Genomic DNA, 17,944 nt, shown 5'->3' with positions numbered 1-17,944 from the left:
ATACGGCATTAAAAATAATGAGTTCAGTCGTGCCTAATCTTGTCGAAATCCGTGATTTACACTTTTCCTATGGAAAGCGCTCGATCCTGTCGGGCCTCCAGATGGATTTCCCACGCGGGAAAGTGATCGCAGTGATGGGCGGTTCGGGCAGCGGCAAGACGACGGTATTGCGACTGATCGGCGGCCAGATCCGCCCGCAAAAAGGCCAGGTGAAAGTCCAGGGCCAGGTTGTGCACAAGTTGAATACCGCCGGCTTGTATCTGCTGCGGCGCAAAATGGGCATGCTGTTCCAGCATGGCGCGCTCTTCACCGACCTCACCGTCTTTGAAAACGTCGCCTTCCCGTTGCGCGAGCACACCGATCTGCCGGAAGAGCTAATCCGCAACCTGGTGCTGATGAAGCTGCACGCGGTGGGCCTGCGCAACGCCGCCAAATTGAAGCCGGGCGAGATCTCCGGCGGCATGGCGCGCCGCGTCGCGCTGGCGCGCTCGATCGCGCTCGACCCGGAACTGATCCTGTACGACGAGCCGTTCGCCGGCCTCGACCCGATCTCGATGGGCGTGACCGCCAACCTGATCCGCAACCTCAACACCGCGCTCGGCTCGACCACGGTGCTGGTGTCGCACGACGTCAAGGAATGCTTCGCCATCGCCGACTACGTCTACTTCCTGTCGCAGGGCAAGATCGTCGCGCACGGCACGCCGGCCGACATGATGGTGTCGACCGATCCTTACGTGCACCAGTTCGTCAACGCCGAAGCGGACGGCCCCGTGCCGTTCCACTATCCAGGCAAGTCCCTGGCCGATGATTTGGGCCTGGGGGGGAAAGCATGACTGTAAGAAATTGGTTGTCCCAGCTGGGCGCGCCGCTGCGCGACTATATCGAAAGCATCGGTTACGGCGCGCGCTTGTTCCTCAACATGCTGGGCCTGTCGCCCGGCCTGCTGCGCCGCCCGCGCTTGCTGATCGAGCAGTTGCACTTCATCGGCAATTACTCGATGTTGATCATCACCCTGTCCGGCTTGTTCGTCGGCATGGTGCTGGGCCTGCAGGGTTATTACACGCTGAATAAATACGGCGCCGAGCAGTCGCTCGGCCTGCTGGTGGCCCTGGGCCTGACGCGCGAGCTGGGGCCGGTGATCACCGCGCTGCTGTTCGCCGGCCGCGCCGGCACTTCGCTGACGGCGGAAATCGGCCTGATGAAGGCCGGCGAGCAGTTGTCGGCGATGGAAATGATGGCCGTCAACCCGATCCAGCGCGTGCTCGCGCCCCGTTTCTGGGCCGGCGTGATCTCGGTGCCGCTGCTGGCGTCGGTGTTCAGCGCCGTTGGCGTGCTGGGCGGCTATCTGGTCGGCGTCAAGTTGATCGGGGTCGACGAGGGCGCGTTCTGGTCGCAGATGCAGGGCGGCGTCGATATCTGGAAGGATATCTTCAACGGCTTCGTCAAGAGCGTGGTGTTCGGCATCGCCATCACCTTTATCGCGCTGTACCAGGGTTATCAGACCCAGCCGACGCCGGAAGACGTTGCGCGCGCCACCACCCGCACAGTCGTGATTTCATCGCTGATGATCTGGTGGCTCGACTTCATGCTGACCGCTTTGATGTTCAGCAAATAAAACATTATTAAAGAATACTTAGTAGTATTACGCGAGGATAGCTATGCAACGTAAATCACTGGATGTCTGGGTCGGTCTGTTCATCGTCATCGGCGTGGCCGCGCTGATGTTCTTGGCCTTGAAAGCCGGCAACATGGGTTCCATGTCCTTTGGCAAAACGTACCCGATCACGGCCAAGTTCGACAACATCGGCAGCCTGCGTCCACAGGCGGCGGTCAAGGCGTCGGGCGTGGTGATTGGCCGCGTCGGCGAGATCAAGTTTGATGACAAGAGTTACCAGGCGCTGGTAACCTTGAATATGGAAGAAGGTTATAAATTCCCTAAGGACAGCTCCGCCAAAATTCTGACGGCCGGTCTGCTGGGCGAGCAATACGTAGGCATCGAGGCCGGCGGCGACACCAATAATCTGGCCGCCGGAGACAAAATCGCACGAACCCAATCGGCCGCCGTGCTGGAAGACCTGATCAATCAGTTCATCTACAGCAAGGCCGCTGAAGGAAAAAAGGAAGAATAAATGTCTAGCACTCCGAAACACTTCCGTCAGGCCGCGCTGGCGCTGGGCGTCACCTTGATGCTGGCCGGCTGCGCCGGTCCCAACCCGCGCGATCCGTACGAGAGCTACAACCGCGCCGTGTTCTCGTTCAATGACACGGTCGATACCTACGCGTTGAAGCCCGTTGCGACCGTGTACCGCGACGTTACGCCGTCGTTCGTGCAAACGGGCGTGGGCAACTTCTTCGGCAACCTGGGCGACGCCTGGACCGCCGTCAACAACCTGCTGCAAGGCAAGGGCGAGGCCGGCATGACCGACGTCACCCGCTTCGCGCTGAACTCGACCCTGGGCATCCTGGGCCTGTTCGACATCGCCTCCGAGGCGGGCCTGCAAAAGCACAAGGAAGACTTCGGCCAGACGCTGGGCACCTGGGGCGTATCGTCCGGTCCCTACCTGATGCTGCCGCTGCTGGGCCCGTCGACGGTGCGCGACACCGTGGCGCTGCCGGCCGACTTCGCCGGCAACATCTGGTCGTACAAAACCCCGGTCTACCTGCGTAACATCGGCACCGGCGTCAACCTGGTCGACACCCGCGCCAGCCTGCTCGACGCCACCAGCATGCTGGAAGACGCCGCGCTGGACCGCTATGAGTTCATCCGCGACGGCTACCTGCAGCGCCGCGAGAGCCAGATCCATCCGGACGGCAATCCGAATAGTTCCAAGAAACAAGATCCGGCGGAAGACGAGGGCGCGCCAGCGGCCAAACCCGACGCCGCGCCGGCCGCGCCGGTCACGCCGCAAGGCCCTACCGACGCGAAACCTGCGGAAAAATCCGCAAGCGTGTCATCCGAATCGGCACCCAAGGAGTTAAACTCCGGTACGCCGGCTGCGAGCGACGCCAGCCTGTGACCCCGAAGAACCCACATAGGTAGATAAAAGATGAAATTATTTAAACAGCTGTTAGCCATCGCCACCGTTTCGCTGGCCTTCAATGCCCACGCCGCCGGCCCAGCCAACGAAGCGCCGGACGCGCTGGTCAAGCGCATCAGCCAGGACGTCATCGAGACGGCCAAGAGCGACAAGGCGATCCAGGCCGGCGACACCAAGAAAGTCATGCAACTGGTCGAGACCAAGATCCTGCCGTACGTCGATTCGGACCGTATGACCTCGCTGGCGGCCGGCCGTTTCTGGCGCGACGCCACCCCCGAGCAGAAAAAGCAGCTGTCGGAGCAGTTCCGCACCCTGTTGATCTACACCTACTCGGGCGCGCTGTCGCAGATCAAGAACGAAACCGTGGACTTCCAGCCGCTGCGCGCCGACCCGTCGGATACCGAGGTGGAAGTGCGCTCGAAGGTCAACATGACCCGTGGCGAGCCGATCACCCTGAACTACCGCGTGGCCAAGGCCGCCACCGGCTGGAAGATCTATGACATCAACGTCATGGGCGCCTGGCTGGTCGAAACCTACAAAGGCACGTTCGCGTCCGAGATCAGCAAGGGCGGCATCGACGGCCTGATCAAGACCCTGACCGCGAAAAACCAATCGCTGGCCAGCAAACCTTTGAAAACTACGGCAAAATAACGTCTCCGCGACGTTTTTCCTAAGATAACGACCATGTCCGAACCGACCGACAACTTGCAATCGCTCACGTCCCTGACCGTGCTCAACGCCACTGCGGCGCTGGAGCGCGGCTTGGCCGCCATCAAGGCCGGCCAGACGGTGTTCGATTTGCGCCACGTGTTGACGGTCGATTCGGTGGCCGTTTCGGTCTTGCTGGCTTGGCAACGCGCCGCCAGCGAGGCCGGCGTCAAGCTGGAACTGAAGAACCTGCCGCCGGCGCTGCAAAGCTTGACCAAGCTTTATGGCGTCTGCGCGCTGGTCTTCCCCGAACAAAGCGACCCCGCGCAAGCTTGCGCCGGCCAGGCCGACGTGCCTGCCGACCTGCACCGCCATCATTGACCCCCGCCCCACCCCGCCGCCCGCTGTATCCCTGACTCACCCCGGTTATTGCCCATCCGGCTCTGCCGAACCAGATTTCCAATATAATTGAACGTTGCCACCGCCTAAGAGCCGTGGCGCCTGGTCTACCTTCCGCCTTTAGGCATCATTACGCATCCCGCGCCGGTCTACGCCGCCGCGAACAACTGATAAGTCACGAATGACAGCGATCCAAATAACGAATGTCGAGAAGCGCTACAAGTCGCTCCAGGCACTGGGCGGCGTCTCCCTCTCGATCGAGGAGGGCGAGTTCTTCGGCCTGCTGGGCCCCAACGGCGCCGGCAAAACCACGCTGATCTCCATCATCGCCGGCTTGATCCGGCCCGACGCCGGCAAGGTGTCCATCCACGGCCACGACGTCACGGGCGACTTCCGCGAGGCGCGCCGCAAGCTCGGCGTGGTGCCGCAGGAGCTGGTGTTCGACCCGTTCTTCACCGTGCGCGAAACCCTGCGCCTGCAGTCCGGCTACTTCGGCCTGCCCAACAACGACGCCTGGATCGACGAAGTGATGCACAACCTCGACCTGACCAACAAGGCCGACACCAATATGCGCGCGCTCTCGGGCGGCATGAAGCGCCGCGTGCTGGTGGCGCAGGCGCTGGTGCACAAGCCGCCCGTCATCGTGCTCGACGAGCCGACCGCCGGCGTCGACGTCGAACTGCGCCAGACCTTGTGGAAGTTCATCTCGCGCCTGAACCGAGAAGGCCACACCGTGGTGCTGACCACCCACTATCTGGAAGAGGCGCAAGCCATGTGCAAGCGCGTGGCCATGCTCAAAAGCGGCAAGGTCGTCGCGCTGGATACGATGGCAGCGCTGATCCGCCGCATCTCCGGCTCGCAGCTGATCGTCAACATGGTGCAGGGCGATTTGCCGGCCGATTTGCAGCATCTGGTCACGCATCCCGAGGCATCCGAGCACGGACGTAAATACAGCCTGCGCATCAACGAATATTCGGAGGTCGAGGCCATCCTGGCGCGCCTGCGCGAATCCGGCGCCGTCATCGACGACATGCAGCTGCAACAGGCCGACCTGGAAGATATCTTCCTGCAGATCATGGACAAGGGGACCGTATGAACTTCATCTCGAGCGGCTTCCGCACCCTGGTCTACAAGGAGACGCTGCGCTTCTGGAAAGTCGCCACGCAAACCGTCGCCGCGCCCATCCTGACGGCCATGCTGTACCTGCTGATCTTCGGCCACGTGCTGGAAGGCCGGGTGCAGGTGTATGAAGGCGTCAGCTACACGTCGTTCCTGATTCCCGGCCTGGTGATGATGAGCGTTTTGCAGAACGCCTTCGCCAACTCGTCGTCGTCGCTGATCCAGTCCAAGATCACCGGCAACCTGGTGTTCGTGCTGCTCACGCCCCTGTCGCACTGGGAGATCTTCTCCGCCTACGTGCTGGCGGCGATGGTGCGCGGTATCGCGGTCGGCCTTGGCGTGTTCGCCGCCACCGCCTATTTCGCACACATGTCGTTCACCGCGCCGCTGTGGATCATCGTGTTCGCGCTGCTGGGCGCCGCCATCCTGGGCACCATGGGCCTGATCGCCGGCATTTGGGCCGAGAAGTTCGACCAGCTGGCCGCGTTCCAGAACTTCCTGATCATGCCGCTGACGTTCCTGTCCGGCGTGTTCTACTCGATCCACTCGCTGCCGCCGTTCTGGCTGACGGTGTCGCACCTGAACCCGTTCTTCTACATGATCGACGGCTTCCGCTACGGTTTCTTCGGCCAGTCCGACACCAATCCATGGACCAGCCTTGCCATCGTCTCCGGCTTCCTGGTGGTGCTGTCGCTGGCCGCCATTCGTCTTCTGCGCAGCGGCTATCGTTTACGCCACTGAGGGTTACGTCACTAAAGCGGCGCCATTATTATTTAAGGATTCATCATGACCACCACTCCAGAACTGATCCACGGCTACATCTCCGCCGGTCTCGAATGCACCCACCTCGAAGTCGAAGGCGACGGCCAGCACTTCCAGGCCGTCATCGTCTCGCCGGCGTTCGCGGGCAAGCGTCCGATCCAGCGCCATCAGATCGTTTACGCCGCGCTGGGCGACCGCATGCGCGAAGAGATCCACGCGCTGTCGATGAAAACCCTCACCCCTGAAGAATACAAAGGATAAGCATGGACAAGCTCCTCATCCAAGGCGGCAACCGCCTGCACGGCGACATCAACATCTCCGGCGCCAAGAACGCGGCGCTGCCCATCCTGTGCGCGGGCCTGCTGACCGCCGGCGATCTGGAACTGACCAACGTGCCGCACCTGCACGACGTCGCCACGATGCTCAAGTTGCTGAAGGAAACCGGCCTGCAGGTCAAGCAGGACGGCGACGCCGTCACGCTGAACGGCTCCGCGATCAACAAGCTCGAAGCGCCGTATGAGCTGGTGAAAACCATGCGCGCCTCGATCCTGGTGCTCGGCCCATTGCTGGCGCGCTTCGGCGAAGCCAAGGTGTCGCTGCCGGGCGGCTGCGCGATCGGTTCGCGCCCTGTCGACCAGCACATCAAGGGTCTGCAGGCGCTGGGCGCCGAGATCACCATCGACGCCGGCTACATCTACGCCAAGTGCGCAAAGCTCAAGGGCGCGCGCATCGTCACCGACATGATCACCGTGACCGGCACCGAGAACCTGCTGATGGCCGCGACCTTGGCCGAAGGCGAGACGATCCTGGAAAACGCCGCGCGCGAGCCGGAAGTGACCGACCTGGCAAACCTGCTGGTTGCCATGGGCGCCAAGATCGAAGGTATCGGCACCGACCGCCTGGTGATCCAGGGCGTGGCCGAGCTGCACGGCGCCAAACACGCCGTCATCTCCGACCGCATCGAGGCGGCGACCTTCCTGTGCGCTGTCGCGGCCACCGGCGGCGACATCACGATCCGCAACACCCGCGTCGACATCATGGACGCGGCGCTCGACAAGCTGCGCGAAGTCGGCCTTAAGATGACCATCGGCGACAACTGGATCCGGGCGCAGATGGACCAGCGCCCGGAGCCGGTCACCTTCCGCACCACCGAATACCCCGGCTTCCCGACCGACATGCAGGCGCAGTTCATGGCGGTCAACACCATCGCCTCCGGTCCTAGCCGCGTGACCGAAACCATCTTCGAAAACCGCTTCATGCACGTGCAGGAGATGAATCGCCTGGGCGCGTCCATCGAGACCGACGGCAACACGGCCCACATCAAGGGCGTCGCGCAGCTGGTCGGCGCGCCGGTGATGGCGACCGACTTGCGCGCCTCGGCTTCGCTGGTGATCGCGGCGCTGGCCGCGCGCGGCGAGACCCTGATCGACCGCATCTATCACCTCGACCGCGGTTACGACCAAATGGAAGTGAAGCTGTCCGCCGTCGGCGCCAATATCAAACGGATAAAGTAAACATGAGCGCATTCCAAGCCCAAGCCCCGGCCAACCAGCAGCTGATCCTGGCGCTGTCGAAGGGACGTATTTTCGAGGACACCTTGCCGCTGCTGGAAGCGGCAGGCATCACCGTCACCGAAAACCCCGAGACGTCGCGCAAGCTGATCCTGTCGACCAACGATCCCGACGTGCGCGTCATCATCGTGCGCGCCACCGACGTACCGACCTATGTGCAGCATGGCGCGGCGGACTTCGGCGTGGCCGGCAAGGACGTGCTGCTGGAGCATGGCGGCGAGGGCTTGTACCAGCCGATCGACTTGAACATCGCGGCCTGCCGCATGTCGGTCGCCGTCAAGAACGGCTTCGATTACGAGACCGCCGTGCGCCAGGGCGCGCGCTTGCGCGTGGCCACCAAGTTCGTGCAGACCGCGCGCGAGCACTTCGCCAAGAAGGGCGTGCACGTCGATCTGATCAAGCTGTACGGCTCGATGGAGCTGGCGCCGCTGGTCGGCCTGTCGGACGCCATCGTCGACGTGGTCAGCACCGGCAACACGCTGCGCGCCAACGACCTGGTCGAAGTCGAAGCCATCATGGACATCTCGTCGCGCCTGATCGTCAACCAGGCCGCGTTGAAGCTCAAGCGCGAGCGTCTGCAACCGATCATCGAAGCGTTCGAACGCGCTTCGAAGAAGTAACCACGGATTCCATCATGCCGATTCAAATCACCAAGCTCGATTCCACCCAAGCCGATTTCAAAAAGTCACTGGACACCCTGCTGGCGTTTGAAGCGGGCACCGACGACGCCATCGAGCGCGCCGTCGCCGGCATCCTGGCCGACGTCAAGGCGCGCGGCGACGCCGCCGTGCTGGAATACACCAACCGCTTCGACCGCATCCCCAACGGCGGCGCCGCCAGCATGGCCGCATTCGACATTCCCGAATCCGAACTGCAGGCCGCGCTGGCCGCGATTCCGGCCGCGCAGCGCGAGGCGCTGCAAGTGGCCGCGCAGCGCATCCGCGTGTTCCACGAGCGCCAGAAGCAGGAGCTGCAAGGCTTCACCTACACCGAGCCCGATGGCACGGTGCTGGGCCAAAAAATCACCCCGCTCGACCGGGTCGGCATCTATGTCCCTGGTGGCAAGGCCGCCTATCCGTCGTCGGTGCTGATGAACGCGATCCCGGCGCACGTCGCCGGCGTCGAGGAAATCATCATGGTGGTGCCTACGCCGGACGGCGTGAAGAACCAGATGGTGCTGGCCGCCGCCGCCATCGCCGGCGTCACCCGCGTCATCACCATCGGCGGCGCGCAAGCCGTCGGCGCGCTGGCTCACGGCACCGAAACGATACAGCCGGTCGACAAGATCGTCGGCCCGGGCAACGCCTACGTGGCCGCCGCCAAGCGCCGCGTGTTCGGCATCGTCGGCATCGACATGATCGCCGGCCCTTCGGAAATCCTGATCGTTTGCGATGGCACCACCGATCCGGATTGGGTGGCGATGGACCTGTTCTCCCAGGCGGAGCACGACGAACTGGCGCAGGCCATCATGCTTTGCCCCGACGCCGATTACATCGCCAAGGTGGAAGAAAGCATCAACAAACTGCTGCCGACGATGCCGCGCCACGAAACCATCCGCACCTCGCTGACCGATCGCGGCGCGCTGGTCAAGGTGCGCGACATGGACGAGGCCTGTGCCATCGCCAACTCGATCGCCGCCGAACACCTGGAAATCTCGGCCGAGAATCCGCAGCAGTGGGCCGACAAGATCCGCCACGCCGGCGCCATGTTCCTGGGCCGCTTCTCGTCCGAGTCGCTGGGGGACTACTGCTGCGGCCCGAACCACGTGCTGCCGACGTCGCGCACCGCGCGCTTCTCGTCGCCGCTGGGCGTGTACGATTTCCAGAAACGTTCATCGGTGATCATGGTCAGCGAAGAGGGCGCGCAAACCCTGGGCAAGGTCGCGGCCGAACTGGCCTACGGCGAAGGCTTGCAGGCCCACGCGCGCAGCGCCGAACTGCGTTTGAAGACGCCGCAATGACCGTGGCCGTGGCCATGGACAGTCAGGAGGCCTGGATCAACCAGGTCTTCTGCGAGGATGCGCTGGCCGGACTGGCGCGCATCCCGGATGGCTCCATCGATTTGATCCTGACCGACCCGCCCTATAACCTGGGCAAGGACTACGGCAACGATTCCGACTCGCAGACGGTGGAGGAGTACCTGCGCTGGACCGAGCAATGGATCGACGCCGCGCTGCCCAAGTTGAAACCCAACGGCAGCCTGTATATCTTCCTGACCTGGCGTTTTTCGCCGGAGATCTTCGTGCTGCTGAAAAAGCGCATGACGATGATGAACGAGATTATCTGGGACCGCCGGGTGCCGTCGATGGGCGGCAGCGTGCGCAGTTATTCGTCGGTGCACGACACCATCGGCTTCTTCGTGCGCCGCAAGGACTACTACTTCGATCTGGACGCGGTGCGCATTCCGTACGACGCCGAGACCAAGAAGGCGCGATCACGCTCGATCTTCGTCGGCGCCAAGTGGCTGGAAGTGGGCTACAACCCCAAGGATTTGTGGAGCGTGTCGCGTCTGCACCGCGAGCATCCCGAGCGCGCCGACCATCCGACGCAGAAGCCGCTGGAGATCATCGAGCGCATGGTCAAGGCCTCGTGCCCGGCCGACGGCGTGGTGCTGGACCTGTTCATGGGCAGCGGCACGACGGCCATCGCCGCCAAGCGCTGCGGGCGCAATTTCGTCGGCTTCGAGCTCAATGCCGATTACTGCGCCATCATCGCCGAACGCCTCGCGGCGGCGGATCTGCCGCCACCGCCCGAAAAGAAGAAGCCCGTCCCCCGTAGCAGTAAAAAACCCGCGGTGAAACGCACCGCCACCACCACCTAGGAGCCCACGCAAGATGTCTTCCATCGACACCCTGATCAACACCACCATCCGTTCCGATGTGCGCGCCGTTAATGGCTACCATGTCGCCGACGCGAGCGGTTTTATCAAGCTGGATGCGATGGAGAACCCTTACCACCTGCCGGAGCATCTGACGCGCGAACTGGCCCAGCGCCTGGCCGACGTCACCCTGAACCGCTACCCGGTGGCGTCCTATGAGAGCACCAAGGAACGCATCCGCGCCAAGCTGGGCATCCCGGCCGGCTACGACGTCATGCTGGGCAACGGCTCCGACGAACTGATTTCGATCCTGTGCATGGCCTGCGCCCACCAGGACCGCCGCGCCGTCGCCATCTCGCCGACGCCGTCGTTCGTCATGTATTCGCGCTCGACCAAGTTCGCCGGCATGGACTACGTCGGCGTGTCGGTCAAGGCCGACCTGACGCTCGACATGCCGGCCATGCTGGCGGCGATCGAGAAGCACAAACCGGCGCTGGTGTTCCTGTCCTACCCGAACAACCCGACCGGCAACCTGTTCTCGGACGACGACATCGTCACCATCATCAAGGCGTTGGATGGTTTCGGCCTGGCCGTGGTCGACGAGGCCTACGAGCCGTTCGCCCAGCAAACCTTCATGCACCGCCTGCCGGAGTTCGACAATCTGATCGTCATGCGCACGGTGTCCAAGCTCGGTTTGGCCGGCATCCGCCTCGGCTACATGTCCGCCGCGCCCAAATTGCTGGAGCAATTCGACAAAGTGCGGCCTCCTTACAACATCAACGTGCTGACGCAGACGGCGGCCGAATTCGCGCTCGACCATCTGGAGGTGCTGAACCAGCAGGCGGCCGCTTTGCGCGCCGCACGGACCGATCTGATGGCCGCGCTGGCCGCTGTGCCGGGGGTCGAGGTATTTCCGTCGGCGGCGAATTTTATCTTGATTCGGGTGCCAAATGCCGATGATGCCTATGCGAAACTACTGTCTCACAAGGTATTAATTAAAAATATGAGTAAAATGGATACCGTGATGGCCAATTGTTTACGTGTCACGGTCAGCACACCGGAAGAGAATGCCGCCTTCCTGGATGCCCTTTCGGCATCCCTTGCATCGCTTTTAGCTTAACGCTTGCAGCTTAAATCACCGCCACCGAGTCTTTCATGAACCGCACCGCAGAAATCATCCGCAACACCAACGAGACGCAAGTCCGCGTTTCCATCAATCTCGACGGCACCGGCAAGCAAAAGCTGAACACCGGCGTGCCCTTCCTCGACCATATGCTGGACCAGATCGCCCGCCACGGCCTGTTCGACCTCGACGTCGAAGCCACCGGCGACATCCACATCGACAACCACCACACGGTCGAAGACGTCGGCATCACCCTCGGCATGGCCGTGGCCAAGGCCATCGGCGACCGCAAGGGCATCGTCCGCTACGGCCACTCGTATGTGCCGCTGGACGAGGCGCTGTCGCGCGTGGTGCTCGATTTCTCCGGCCGTCCAGGCATCGAATACCATATCCCGTTCACGCGCGCGATGATCGGCACCTTCGACGTCGACCTGACCTTGGAATTTTTCCGCGGCTTCGTCAACCACGCGCTGGTGACCTTGCACATCGACAACCTGCGCGGCACCAACGCGCACCATCAATGCGAAACCGTGTTCAAGGCCTTTGGCCGCGCGCTGCGCATGGCGTCCGAGCTGGATCCGCGCGCCGCCGGCACCATTCCGTCGACCAAGGGCAGCCTGTAAGGGCACAACCGGCTTACACACCAAGATTATGAAAAAAATTGTCGTAGTTGATTACGGTATGGGTAATCTGCGTTCGGTCGCGCAAGCGCTGCGCGCCGTCGCCCCCGAGGCCAACGTTCTGATCTCCGGCGAAGTGGCCGATATCGAGAGCGCCGACCGCATCGTGCTGCCGGGCCAGGGCGCGATGCCGGACTGCATGCGCAGCCTGCGCGAATCGGGCGTGCAGGACGCGCTGATGGTGGCCGCGCGCAACAAGCCGCTGCTGGGCGTGTGCATCGGCGAGCAGATGTTGTTCGATGGCAGCGAGGAGGGCGACGCCGCCGGCCTGGGCCTGCTGCCCGGCAAGGTGGTGCGCTTCCAGCTCGACGGCCAGTTGCAGGAGGACGGCTCGCGCTTCAAGGTGCCGCAGATGGGGTGGAACCAAGTCCAGCAAAACGCGTCCCACCCAATGTGGAGCGAGATCGCCGACAACAGTTATTTCTACTTTGTGCACAGTTATTTCGCCCAGCCCGAGCAGAGCGCCCACACGGTCGGCCTGACCGTCTACGGTGCGCCGTTCAGTTGCGCCGTCGCTCGTGATAATATTTTTGCTACACAGTTCCATCCGGAGAAAAGCGCCGCGACCGGGCTGCAGTTGTACAAGAACTTCGTTCACTGGAATCCTTGATCGCTTATTGATGTTTCCCCGAACCCTCTCACCTTCTCACACTTAAACCATCATGCTGCTCATTCCTGCCATCGACCTCAAAGACGGTCACTGCGTTCGCTTGAAACAAGGCGATATGGAACTCGCCACCGTATTTTCCGAAGATCCGGCCGACATGGCTTTGCATTGGCTGAAGCAGGGCGCGCGCCGCCTGCATCTGGTCGATCTGAACGGCGCCTTCGCGGGCAAGCCGAAGAACGAGGGCGCCGTCAAGGCGATCCTGAAGGTGGTGCAGGAGTACGCCGAGGAAAACGGCCTGGATGAGATCCCGGTGCAGCTGGGCGGCGGCATCCGCGACCTCGACACCATCGAGCGCTATCTGGACGCCGGCATCAGCTACGTCATCATCGGCACGGCCGCCGTCAAGGAGCCTGGCTTCCTGCACGACGCCTGCGGCGCGTTCCCGGGCCACATCATCGTCGGCCTGGACGCCAAGGACGGCAAGGTCGCCACCGATGGCTGGAGCAAGATGTCCGGCCACGAGGTGATCGACCTGGCCAAGAAATTCGAGGCCTACGGCGTCGAATCGATCATCTACACCGACATCGGCCGCGACGGCATGATGGGCGGCGTCAACATCGACGCCACCGTCAAGCTGGCGCAGGCGGTCAAGATTCCGGTCATCGCCTCCGGCGGCCTGCACAACCTGGCCGACGTCGAAGCGCTGTGCGCGGTGCAGGACGAAGGCATCGAGGGCGTCATCTGCGGCCGCTCGATCTACGAGGGCACGATCGACCTGGCCTCGGCGCAGCTGCGCGCCGACGAGCTCAGCGGCGACCTCATCGACGACGAGGAAGAATAAGGCTGCCATGCTCGCTAAACGCATCATTCCCTGCCTGGACGTGACCGACGGCCGCGTCGTCAAAGGCGTCAACTTCACCGAGCTGCGCGACGCCGGCGATCCGGTCGAGATCGCCCGCCGCTACGACGAGCAGGGCGCCGACGAACTGACCTTCCTCGACATTACCGCCACCAGCGACAACCGCGGCCTGATCCTGCACATCATCGAGGCCGTGGCCTCGCAGGTGTTCATTCCGCTGACGGTCGGCGGCGGCGTGCGCGAGGTGGCCGACGTGCGCCGCCTGCTCAACGCCGGCGCGGACAAGGTCAGCATGAACTCGTCGGCCGTCAGCAACCCGCAACTGGTGTTCGACGCCTCGCAAAAGCACGGTTCGCAATGCATCGTGGTGGCGATCGACGCCAAGCAGGTCTCGCCCGGCAAGTGGGAAGTGTTCACCCACGGCGGCCGCAAGGCCACCGGCATCGACGCCATCGAGTGGGCCGTCAAAATGGAAAAACTGGGCGCGGGCGAAATCCTGCTCACCAGCATGGACCGCGACGGCACCAAGTCCGGTTTCGACCTGGGCTTGACGCGCGGCGTGTCCGACGCCGTCGGCATCCCGGTGATCGCCTCGGGCGGTGTCGGCGGCCTGCAAGACCTGGCCGATGGCGTCAAGCTGGGCAAGGCCGACGCGGTGCTGGCGGCCAGCATCTTCCACTACGGCCAGCACACGGTGCAGGAAGCCAAACGTTTCATGGCACAACAGGGCATTCCGATGCGCCTGACTAATTGATCACAGCACTGGATAGCATTATGTCGACCACTCCGAGCAGCCTCGCCAAAGCCAAATGGCTGAAAAAAATTCAATGGGACGAGAACGGCCTGGTGCCGGTCATCGCCCAGGAAGCCGGCAGCAATGACGTGCTGATGTTCGCATGGATGAACCGCGACGCCCTGGCCAAGACGGTCGAGTTGGGCGAGGCGGTGTACTGGAGCCGTTCGCGCAAGAAACTGTGGCACAAGGGCGAGGAGTCCGGCCACACGCAAAAGGTGCTGGAAATCCGCCTCGACTGCGACGAGGACGTGGTGCTGCTCAAGATCGAGCAGGCGGGCGGCATCGCCTGCCACACGGGCCGGCATTCGTGCTTCTACCAGAAGTTCGAGGGCGACGCGCTCGAGGGCGACTGGCAGAACAGCGAGCCGGTGCTGAAAGACCCGTCCGATATTTACGCGGCAAAGCCGAAGAAGACACCATGAGCACACAACTGGACCGCCTGGCCGAGCTGATCGAGTCACGCAAGCCGGCCAACGGCGGCGACCCCGCCGCCTCCTACGTCGCCAAGCTGTTCGCCAAGGGCGACGACGCCATCTTGAAAAAAATCGGCGAGGAAGCCACCGAGACCGTCATGGCCGCCAAGGACGCGCGCGCCAGCGGCGACGCCGACAAGGTCTTGTACGAAGTGGCCGACTTGTGGTTCCATACGCTGGTGCTGCTGGCCCAGTTCGATCTGAAGCCACAGCAGGTGCTCGACGAGCTGGCGCGCCGCGAAGGCGTCTCCGGCATCGCCGAAAAAGCCGCGCGCAAGGAATAACGCCGGGTCAACTCGAATCATTGATGGAGTCGCTGTGGAAAACTGTTTGTTTTGCAAGATAGCCGAAAAGAAAATTCCTTCGACGGCCGTGTACGAGGATGACGAGTTGCTCGCGTTCAAGGATATCAATCCGGCGGCGCCCGTGCATTTGCTGGTGATTCCTAAGAAACACATCTCGACACTGTCCGATTGCAGCGCCAACGAGGCGCCGCTGCTGGGCAAGATGCTGGCGCTCGCCCCCCGTCTGGCAGAGGAATTCGGTTGCGCGGTCAGCTATGATGCGGACGGCACGCCCGGCGGCGGTTACAAGACCCTGATCAACAGTGGGCCGGACGGCGGGCAGGAGGTGTACCATCTGCATTTGCACGTGATCGGCGGCGCGCACCCCTGGCGCGGCCAGCGGTAACAGCCGGCTTCCAAACGGCATACCGGTGGTTTATATCGCTTGCCACATGACATCTACATGACACGCCGCTGTTCGCTTATACTGTCGCACGCGGTTCTTGAATCAACGGATAATCTGGGCGCATGCGCCTTGCAAGGGGAATATGATGGGTTCATTTAGTATTTGGCACTGGCTGATCGTTCTGGTGATTGTGATGCTGGTCTTCGGCACCAAGAAACTGAGCAATATGGGTTCCGACATCGGCAAGGCCGTCAAGGGCTTCAAGGATGGCGTCAAGGGCGACGAAGACAAGCCCGTCACGCCGGCCACGCCGAGCACCATCGACGTCGACGCCAAAGAGAAAAACAAGCAGTAAGCCTGTGCGGGCCCCGCGAGTTGTCGCCCGGCCCCTGGCTTACGCGCATATCCTATGATCGATCTCGGTCTTACCAAACTTGCTGTGATCGGCGTGGTTGCGCTGATCGTCATCGGTCCCGAAAAGCTGCCCCGCGTGGCGCGCATGGCCGGGACCTTGTACGGGCGCGCCCAGCGCTACCTGAACGAGGTCAAATCCGAGGTTTCGCGCGAAATCGAGCTGGAGGAACTGAAAAACCTTCACAAGACGGTGCAGGACGCCGCTCAGAACATCAAGAGCGATGTGGAAAACTCGATTTCGCAGAATATCTCCGAAGTCGAAAACGCCTGGCACGACACGCCGGCGTCGACACCCGACACCTCCTCGTACGGCAGCGTCAGCACGGACGACCTGGCGCGCAAGGCGCGCGAATTCCGCCGCAAGAAGGTGGTGCGCAGCGCCGCCATCCCGGCCTGGTACAAGCAGCGCCACGGCGGCAAGCTGCATGTGACCTCCGGCGCGGCGCGCGTCGCCCGCTTCCGCCCACGCGGCAATACCAACGCTAGCTTCTACTAATGACTACACCGAACTCCGGCGAAGAAACCTTCATTTCCCACCTGATCGAACTGCGCGACCGTCTGGTCAAGGCGTCGATCGGCGTGGCGCTGGTGTGTTTTGGTTTGATGATGTGGCCGGGGCCGGCGCAAATCTACGATTTCATCGCGCAGCCGATGATTGCCTCGCTGCCGGTCGGCTCGAAGATGATCGCCACCGGCGTCATTTCGCCGTTCCTGGTGCCGATGAAGGTCACGCTGGTGATCTCGATCATCCTGTCATTGCCGTGGGTGCTGTACCAGCTGTGGGCGTTCGTCGCGCCCGGTCTGTACGCGCATGAAAAGCGCCTGATCGCGCCGCTGGTCATCTCGTCGTCGCTGCTGTTCATGTCGGGCGTGGCGTTCTGCTACTTCCTGGTGTTCGGCCGCGTGTTCCAGTTCATCGCCGAGTTCTCGCCGCAGTCGATCGCGGTGACGCCGGACATTGAGAATTATCTCGACTTCGTCATGTCGATGTGCCTGGCCTTCGGCGCCACCTTCGAGGTGCCGGTGGTGGTGGTGATCCTGGTGCGCATGGGCTTTGTGACCGTGGCCAAGCTGAAGGAAATTCGTCCCTACGCCATCGTCGGCGCGTTCGTCATCGCAGCCATCGTCACGCCGCCGGACGCGGTCAGCATGTTCTCGCTGGCTATCCCGATGTGCCTGCTGTTCGAGCTGGGCCTGCTGGTGGCGCCGCTGTTCGTGCGCATCTCGACGGCGCCGGAAGAGAAGCAGTCCTAACGTTAAGGCAACAGTTTCGCCAGCATATAGATTTGCGTCGCGAGGGTGAGACCGCTCATTACGAGCGATAAGCCGGTCAGCCAGTATAAGACTTTGAACTTGGCGTTCGTCCGCGCTTCAAGCCGCTCGAATCGCGCATCGATTTCCCTTTTGAAAAGGTCGAATCGCGCATCGATTTCAAAGTCCAATCGGTCGAATCGCGCATCGATTTCAATCTTCAACTGGTCGATTCGCGCATCGATTTCAATCTTCAACTGGTCGATTCGCGCATCGATTTCAATCTTCAACTGGTCGATTCGCGCATCGATTTCAATCTTCAACTGGTCGATTCGCGCATCGATTTCGACCTTCAGCCGATCCATGCGCGCATACACCTCGCTCTTCAGCATATCCATTCGCGCCAAGAGCTCGCTTCTCACCAGCACCAACTCGGCCGGCGTGACGCTGGCCGTCGCCAGCGCCTCGCTCAGCGCCTGCGCATGGGCGTCGGCCTGATCGGCCGGGATTCCGGCTTCCGCCAACCTTCTGGCGTACTCAAGGGTATCAAACTTGATCGGCATGGTCATGATCACTCCCGGCTTTTATCCTAGCAGAATCGGCCCGGCATGGGCCAAGCGACCATCGTATCGAATCGGTGGATGAGGCCTTTGCGCGCTCGCAAGCGCTCAATGCGCGGCCCAATGAAAACGGG

25 protein-coding genes are annotated in these 17,944 nt (G+C 62.4%); 24 read left to right on the top strand and 1 reads right to left on the bottom strand.

What is annotated here, in order from left to right; translation table 11 throughout:
- Nucleotides 1–29 precede the first annotated feature (29 nt).
- From NHH88_00940 to tatC, 24 genes are all read left to right on the top strand, one after another.
- On the top strand, nt 30–833 hold the full coding sequence (locus tag NHH88_00940) for an ABC transporter ATP-binding protein (protein ID USX14394.1): 804 nt from the start codon (nt 30–32) through the stop codon (nt 831–833).
- Nucleotides 830–1,615, top strand: coding sequence for a lipid asymmetry maintenance ABC transporter permease subunit MlaE (mlaE, locus tag NHH88_00935; protein ID USX14393.1), 786 nt, complete (start codon nt 830–832; stop codon nt 1,613–1,615). Before NHH88_00940 ends, mlaE begins: the two co-directional genes overlap by 4 nt.
- 43 nt (nt 1,616–1,658) lie before the next feature.
- On the top strand, nt 1,659–2,129 hold the full coding sequence (gene mlaD, locus NHH88_00930) for an outer membrane lipid asymmetry maintenance protein MlaD (GenBank protein ID USX14392.1): 471 nt from the start codon (nt 1,659–1,661) through the stop codon (nt 2,127–2,129).
- Entirely contained in the window at nt 2,130–3,017 is an 888-nt protein-coding gene (locus NHH88_00925; protein ID USX14391.1) for a VacJ family lipoprotein, read from the top strand. It begins immediately after the preceding gene.
- A gap of 30 nt (nt 3,018–3,047) precedes the next feature.
- Nucleotides 3,048–3,689: an ABC transporter substrate-binding protein gene (locus NHH88_00920; protein ID USX14390.1), complete on the top strand. Its 642-nt coding sequence runs from the start codon at nt 3,048–3,050 to the stop codon at nt 3,687–3,689.
- A gap of 33 nt (nt 3,690–3,722) precedes the next feature.
- A complete protein-coding gene (locus NHH88_00915; protein USX14389.1) occupies nt 3,723–4,067 on the top strand; it encodes an STAS domain-containing protein in 345 nt (114 codons plus the stop codon).
- Between the two features lie 199 nt (nt 4,068–4,266).
- Nucleotides 4,267–5,181, top strand: a complete 915-nt coding sequence (locus NHH88_00910; GenBank protein ID USX14388.1) for an ABC transporter ATP-binding protein — start codon at nt 4,267–4,269, stop codon at nt 5,179–5,181.
- Nucleotides 5,178–5,945, top strand: a complete 768-nt coding sequence (locus NHH88_00905) for an ABC transporter permease (protein USX14387.1) — start codon at nt 5,178–5,180, stop codon at nt 5,943–5,945. Before NHH88_00910 ends, NHH88_00905 begins: the two co-directional genes overlap by 4 nt.
- 45 nt (nt 5,946–5,990) lie before the next feature.
- Entirely contained in the window at nt 5,991–6,227 is a 237-nt protein-coding gene (locus NHH88_00900; protein ID USX14386.1) for a BolA family transcriptional regulator, read from the top strand.
- A gap of 2 nt (nt 6,228–6,229) precedes the next feature.
- Nucleotides 6,230–7,480 carry a UDP-N-acetylglucosamine 1-carboxyvinyltransferase gene (murA, locus tag NHH88_00895; GenBank protein USX14385.1) on the top strand — a complete coding sequence of 417 codons (1,251 nt, stop codon included), beginning with the start codon at nt 6,230–6,232 and terminating at the stop codon, nt 7,478–7,480.
- A gap of 2 nt (nt 7,481–7,482) precedes the next feature.
- Nucleotides 7,483–8,157, top strand: coding sequence for an ATP phosphoribosyltransferase (hisG, locus tag NHH88_00890; protein ID USX14384.1), 675 nt, complete (start codon nt 7,483–7,485; stop codon nt 8,155–8,157).
- Between the two features lie 14 nt (nt 8,158–8,171).
- Nucleotides 8,172–9,497 carry a histidinol dehydrogenase gene (gene hisD, locus NHH88_00885; GenBank protein ID USX14383.1) on the top strand — a complete coding sequence of 442 codons (1,326 nt, stop codon included), beginning with the start codon at nt 8,172–8,174 and terminating at the stop codon, nt 9,495–9,497.
- Nucleotides 9,498–9,511: 14 nt separating this feature from the next.
- On the top strand, nt 9,512–10,357 hold the full coding sequence (locus NHH88_00880; GenBank protein ID USX17500.1) for a site-specific DNA-methyltransferase: 846 nt from the start codon (nt 9,512–9,514) through the stop codon (nt 10,355–10,357).
- Between the two features lie 13 nt (nt 10,358–10,370).
- Nucleotides 10,371–11,474, top strand: a complete 1,104-nt coding sequence (gene hisC / locus NHH88_00875; GenBank protein ID USX14382.1) for a histidinol-phosphate transaminase — start codon at nt 10,371–10,373, stop codon at nt 11,472–11,474.
- Between the two features lie 35 nt (nt 11,475–11,509).
- Nucleotides 11,510–12,100, top strand: coding sequence for an imidazoleglycerol-phosphate dehydratase HisB (hisB, locus tag NHH88_00870; protein ID USX14381.1), 591 nt, complete (start codon nt 11,510–11,512; stop codon nt 12,098–12,100).
- Nucleotides 12,101–12,128: 28 nt separating this feature from the next.
- Entirely contained in the window at nt 12,129–12,767 is a 639-nt protein-coding gene (gene hisH, locus NHH88_00865) for an imidazole glycerol phosphate synthase subunit HisH (protein ID USX14380.1), read from the top strand.
- 52 nt (nt 12,768–12,819) lie between these two features.
- Complete coding sequence (hisA, locus tag NHH88_00860) at nt 12,820–13,608, top strand: 1-(5-phosphoribosyl)-5-[(5-phosphoribosylamino)methylideneamino]imidazole-4-carboxamide isomerase (protein ID USX14379.1); 789 nt, start codon at nt 12,820–12,822, stop codon at nt 13,606–13,608.
- Nucleotides 13,609–13,615: 7 nt separating this feature from the next.
- Nucleotides 13,616–14,380: an imidazole glycerol phosphate synthase subunit HisF gene (gene hisF / locus NHH88_00855; GenBank protein USX14378.1), complete on the top strand. Its 765-nt coding sequence runs from the start codon at nt 13,616–13,618 to the stop codon at nt 14,378–14,380.
- 20 nt (nt 14,381–14,400) lie between these two features.
- Complete coding sequence (hisI, locus tag NHH88_00850; GenBank protein USX14377.1) at nt 14,401–14,844, top strand: phosphoribosyl-AMP cyclohydrolase; 444 nt, start codon at nt 14,401–14,403, stop codon at nt 14,842–14,844.
- On the top strand, nt 14,841–15,179 hold the full coding sequence (locus tag NHH88_00845) for a phosphoribosyl-ATP diphosphatase (GenBank protein USX14376.1): 339 nt from the start codon (nt 14,841–14,843) through the stop codon (nt 15,177–15,179). Before hisI ends, NHH88_00845 begins: the two co-directional genes overlap by 4 nt.
- Before the next feature lie 34 nt (nt 15,180–15,213).
- Nucleotides 15,214–15,585 carry a histidine triad nucleotide-binding protein gene (locus tag NHH88_00840; GenBank protein ID USX14375.1) on the top strand — a complete coding sequence of 124 codons (372 nt, stop codon included), beginning with the start codon at nt 15,214–15,216 and terminating at the stop codon, nt 15,583–15,585.
- A 145-nt stretch (nt 15,586–15,730) separates the two neighbouring features.
- Nucleotides 15,731–15,940, top strand: coding sequence for a Sec-independent protein translocase subunit TatA (gene tatA / locus NHH88_00835; protein ID USX17499.1), 210 nt, complete (start codon nt 15,731–15,733; stop codon nt 15,938–15,940).
- A gap of 54 nt (nt 15,941–15,994) precedes the next feature.
- Nucleotides 15,995–16,495 carry a Sec-independent protein translocase protein TatB gene (tatB, locus tag NHH88_00830; protein ID USX14374.1) on the top strand — a complete coding sequence of 167 codons (501 nt, stop codon included), beginning with the start codon at nt 15,995–15,997 and terminating at the stop codon, nt 16,493–16,495.
- Entirely contained in the window at nt 16,495–17,253 is a 759-nt protein-coding gene (gene tatC, locus NHH88_00825) for a twin-arginine translocase subunit TatC (protein ID USX14373.1), read from the top strand. The genes tatB and tatC overlap by 1 nt, the downstream gene beginning before the upstream one ends.
- A gap of 2 nt (nt 17,254–17,255) precedes the next feature.
- On the opposite strand, the gene NHH88_00820 is transcribed toward tatC, so the two are convergent.
- Nucleotides 17,256–17,819 carry an apolipoprotein A1/A4/E family protein gene (locus NHH88_00820; protein USX14372.1) on the bottom strand — a complete coding sequence of 188 codons (564 nt, stop codon included), beginning with the start codon at nt 17,817–17,819 and terminating at the stop codon, nt 17,256–17,258.
- Between the last annotated feature and the right edge of the window lie 125 nt (nt 17,820–17,944).

This window comes from Oxalobacteraceae bacterium OTU3CAMAD1 (genome assembly GCA_024123915.1).
In the GTDB taxonomy this organism is placed as follows: domain Bacteria; phylum Pseudomonadota; class Gammaproteobacteria; order Burkholderiales; family Burkholderiaceae_D; genus Rugamonas.
This window is presented reverse-complemented; position numbering and strand designations above follow the sequence as displayed.

Excerpts from the sequence above, each read along its gene's own strand:
- mlaE (USX14393.1), top strand. The coding sequence starts at position 830 with ATGACTGTAAGAAATTGGTTGTCCCAGCTGGGCGCGCCGCTGCGCGAC.
- mlaD (USX14392.1), top strand. The coding sequence starts at position 1,659 with ATGCAACGTAAATCACTGGATGTCTGGGTCGGTCTGTTCATCGTCATC.
- NHH88_00925 (USX14391.1), top strand. The coding sequence starts at position 2,130 with ATGTCTAGCACTCCGAAACACTTCCGTCAGGCCGCGCTGGCGCTGGGC.
- NHH88_00920 (USX14390.1), top strand. The coding sequence starts at position 3,048 with ATGAAATTATTTAAACAGCTGTTAGCCATCGCCACCGTTTCGCTGGCC.
- NHH88_00915 (USX14389.1), top strand. The coding sequence starts at position 3,723 with ATGTCCGAACCGACCGACAACTTGCAATCGCTCACGTCCCTGACCGTG.
- NHH88_00910 (USX14388.1), top strand. The coding sequence starts at position 4,267 with ATGACAGCGATCCAAATAACGAATGTCGAGAAGCGCTACAAGTCGCTC.
- NHH88_00905 (USX14387.1), top strand. The coding sequence starts at position 5,178 with ATGAACTTCATCTCGAGCGGCTTCCGCACCCTGGTCTACAAGGAGACG.
- NHH88_00900 (USX14386.1), top strand. The coding sequence starts at position 5,991 with ATGACCACCACTCCAGAACTGATCCACGGCTACATCTCCGCCGGTCTC.
- murA (USX14385.1), top strand. The coding sequence starts at position 6,230 with ATGGACAAGCTCCTCATCCAAGGCGGCAACCGCCTGCACGGCGACATC.
- hisG (USX14384.1), top strand. The coding sequence starts at position 7,483 with ATGAGCGCATTCCAAGCCCAAGCCCCGGCCAACCAGCAGCTGATCCTG.
- hisD (USX14383.1), top strand. The coding sequence starts at position 8,172 with ATGCCGATTCAAATCACCAAGCTCGATTCCACCCAAGCCGATTTCAAA.
- NHH88_00880 (USX17500.1), top strand. The coding sequence starts at position 9,512 with ATGGACAGTCAGGAGGCCTGGATCAACCAGGTCTTCTGCGAGGATGCG.
- hisC (USX14382.1), top strand. The coding sequence starts at position 10,371 with ATGTCTTCCATCGACACCCTGATCAACACCACCATCCGTTCCGATGTG.
- hisB (USX14381.1), top strand. The coding sequence starts at position 11,510 with ATGAACCGCACCGCAGAAATCATCCGCAACACCAACGAGACGCAAGTC.
- hisH (USX14380.1), top strand. The coding sequence starts at position 12,129 with ATGAAAAAAATTGTCGTAGTTGATTACGGTATGGGTAATCTGCGTTCG.
- hisA (USX14379.1), top strand. The coding sequence starts at position 12,820 with ATGCTGCTCATTCCTGCCATCGACCTCAAAGACGGTCACTGCGTTCGC.
- hisF (USX14378.1), top strand. The coding sequence starts at position 13,616 with ATGCTCGCTAAACGCATCATTCCCTGCCTGGACGTGACCGACGGCCGC.
- hisI (USX14377.1), top strand. The coding sequence starts at position 14,401 with ATGTCGACCACTCCGAGCAGCCTCGCCAAAGCCAAATGGCTGAAAAAA.
- NHH88_00845 (USX14376.1), top strand. The coding sequence starts at position 14,841 with ATGAGCACACAACTGGACCGCCTGGCCGAGCTGATCGAGTCACGCAAG.
- tatA (USX17499.1), top strand. The coding sequence starts at position 15,731 with ATGGGTTCATTTAGTATTTGGCACTGGCTGATCGTTCTGGTGATTGTG.
- tatB (USX14374.1), top strand. The coding sequence starts at position 15,995 with ATGATCGATCTCGGTCTTACCAAACTTGCTGTGATCGGCGTGGTTGCG.
- tatC (USX14373.1), top strand. The coding sequence starts at position 16,495 with ATGACTACACCGAACTCCGGCGAAGAAACCTTCATTTCCCACCTGATC.
- NHH88_00820 (USX14372.1), bottom strand. The coding sequence starts at position 17,819 with ATGACCATGCCGATCAAGTTTGATACCCTTGAGTACGCCAGAAGGTTG.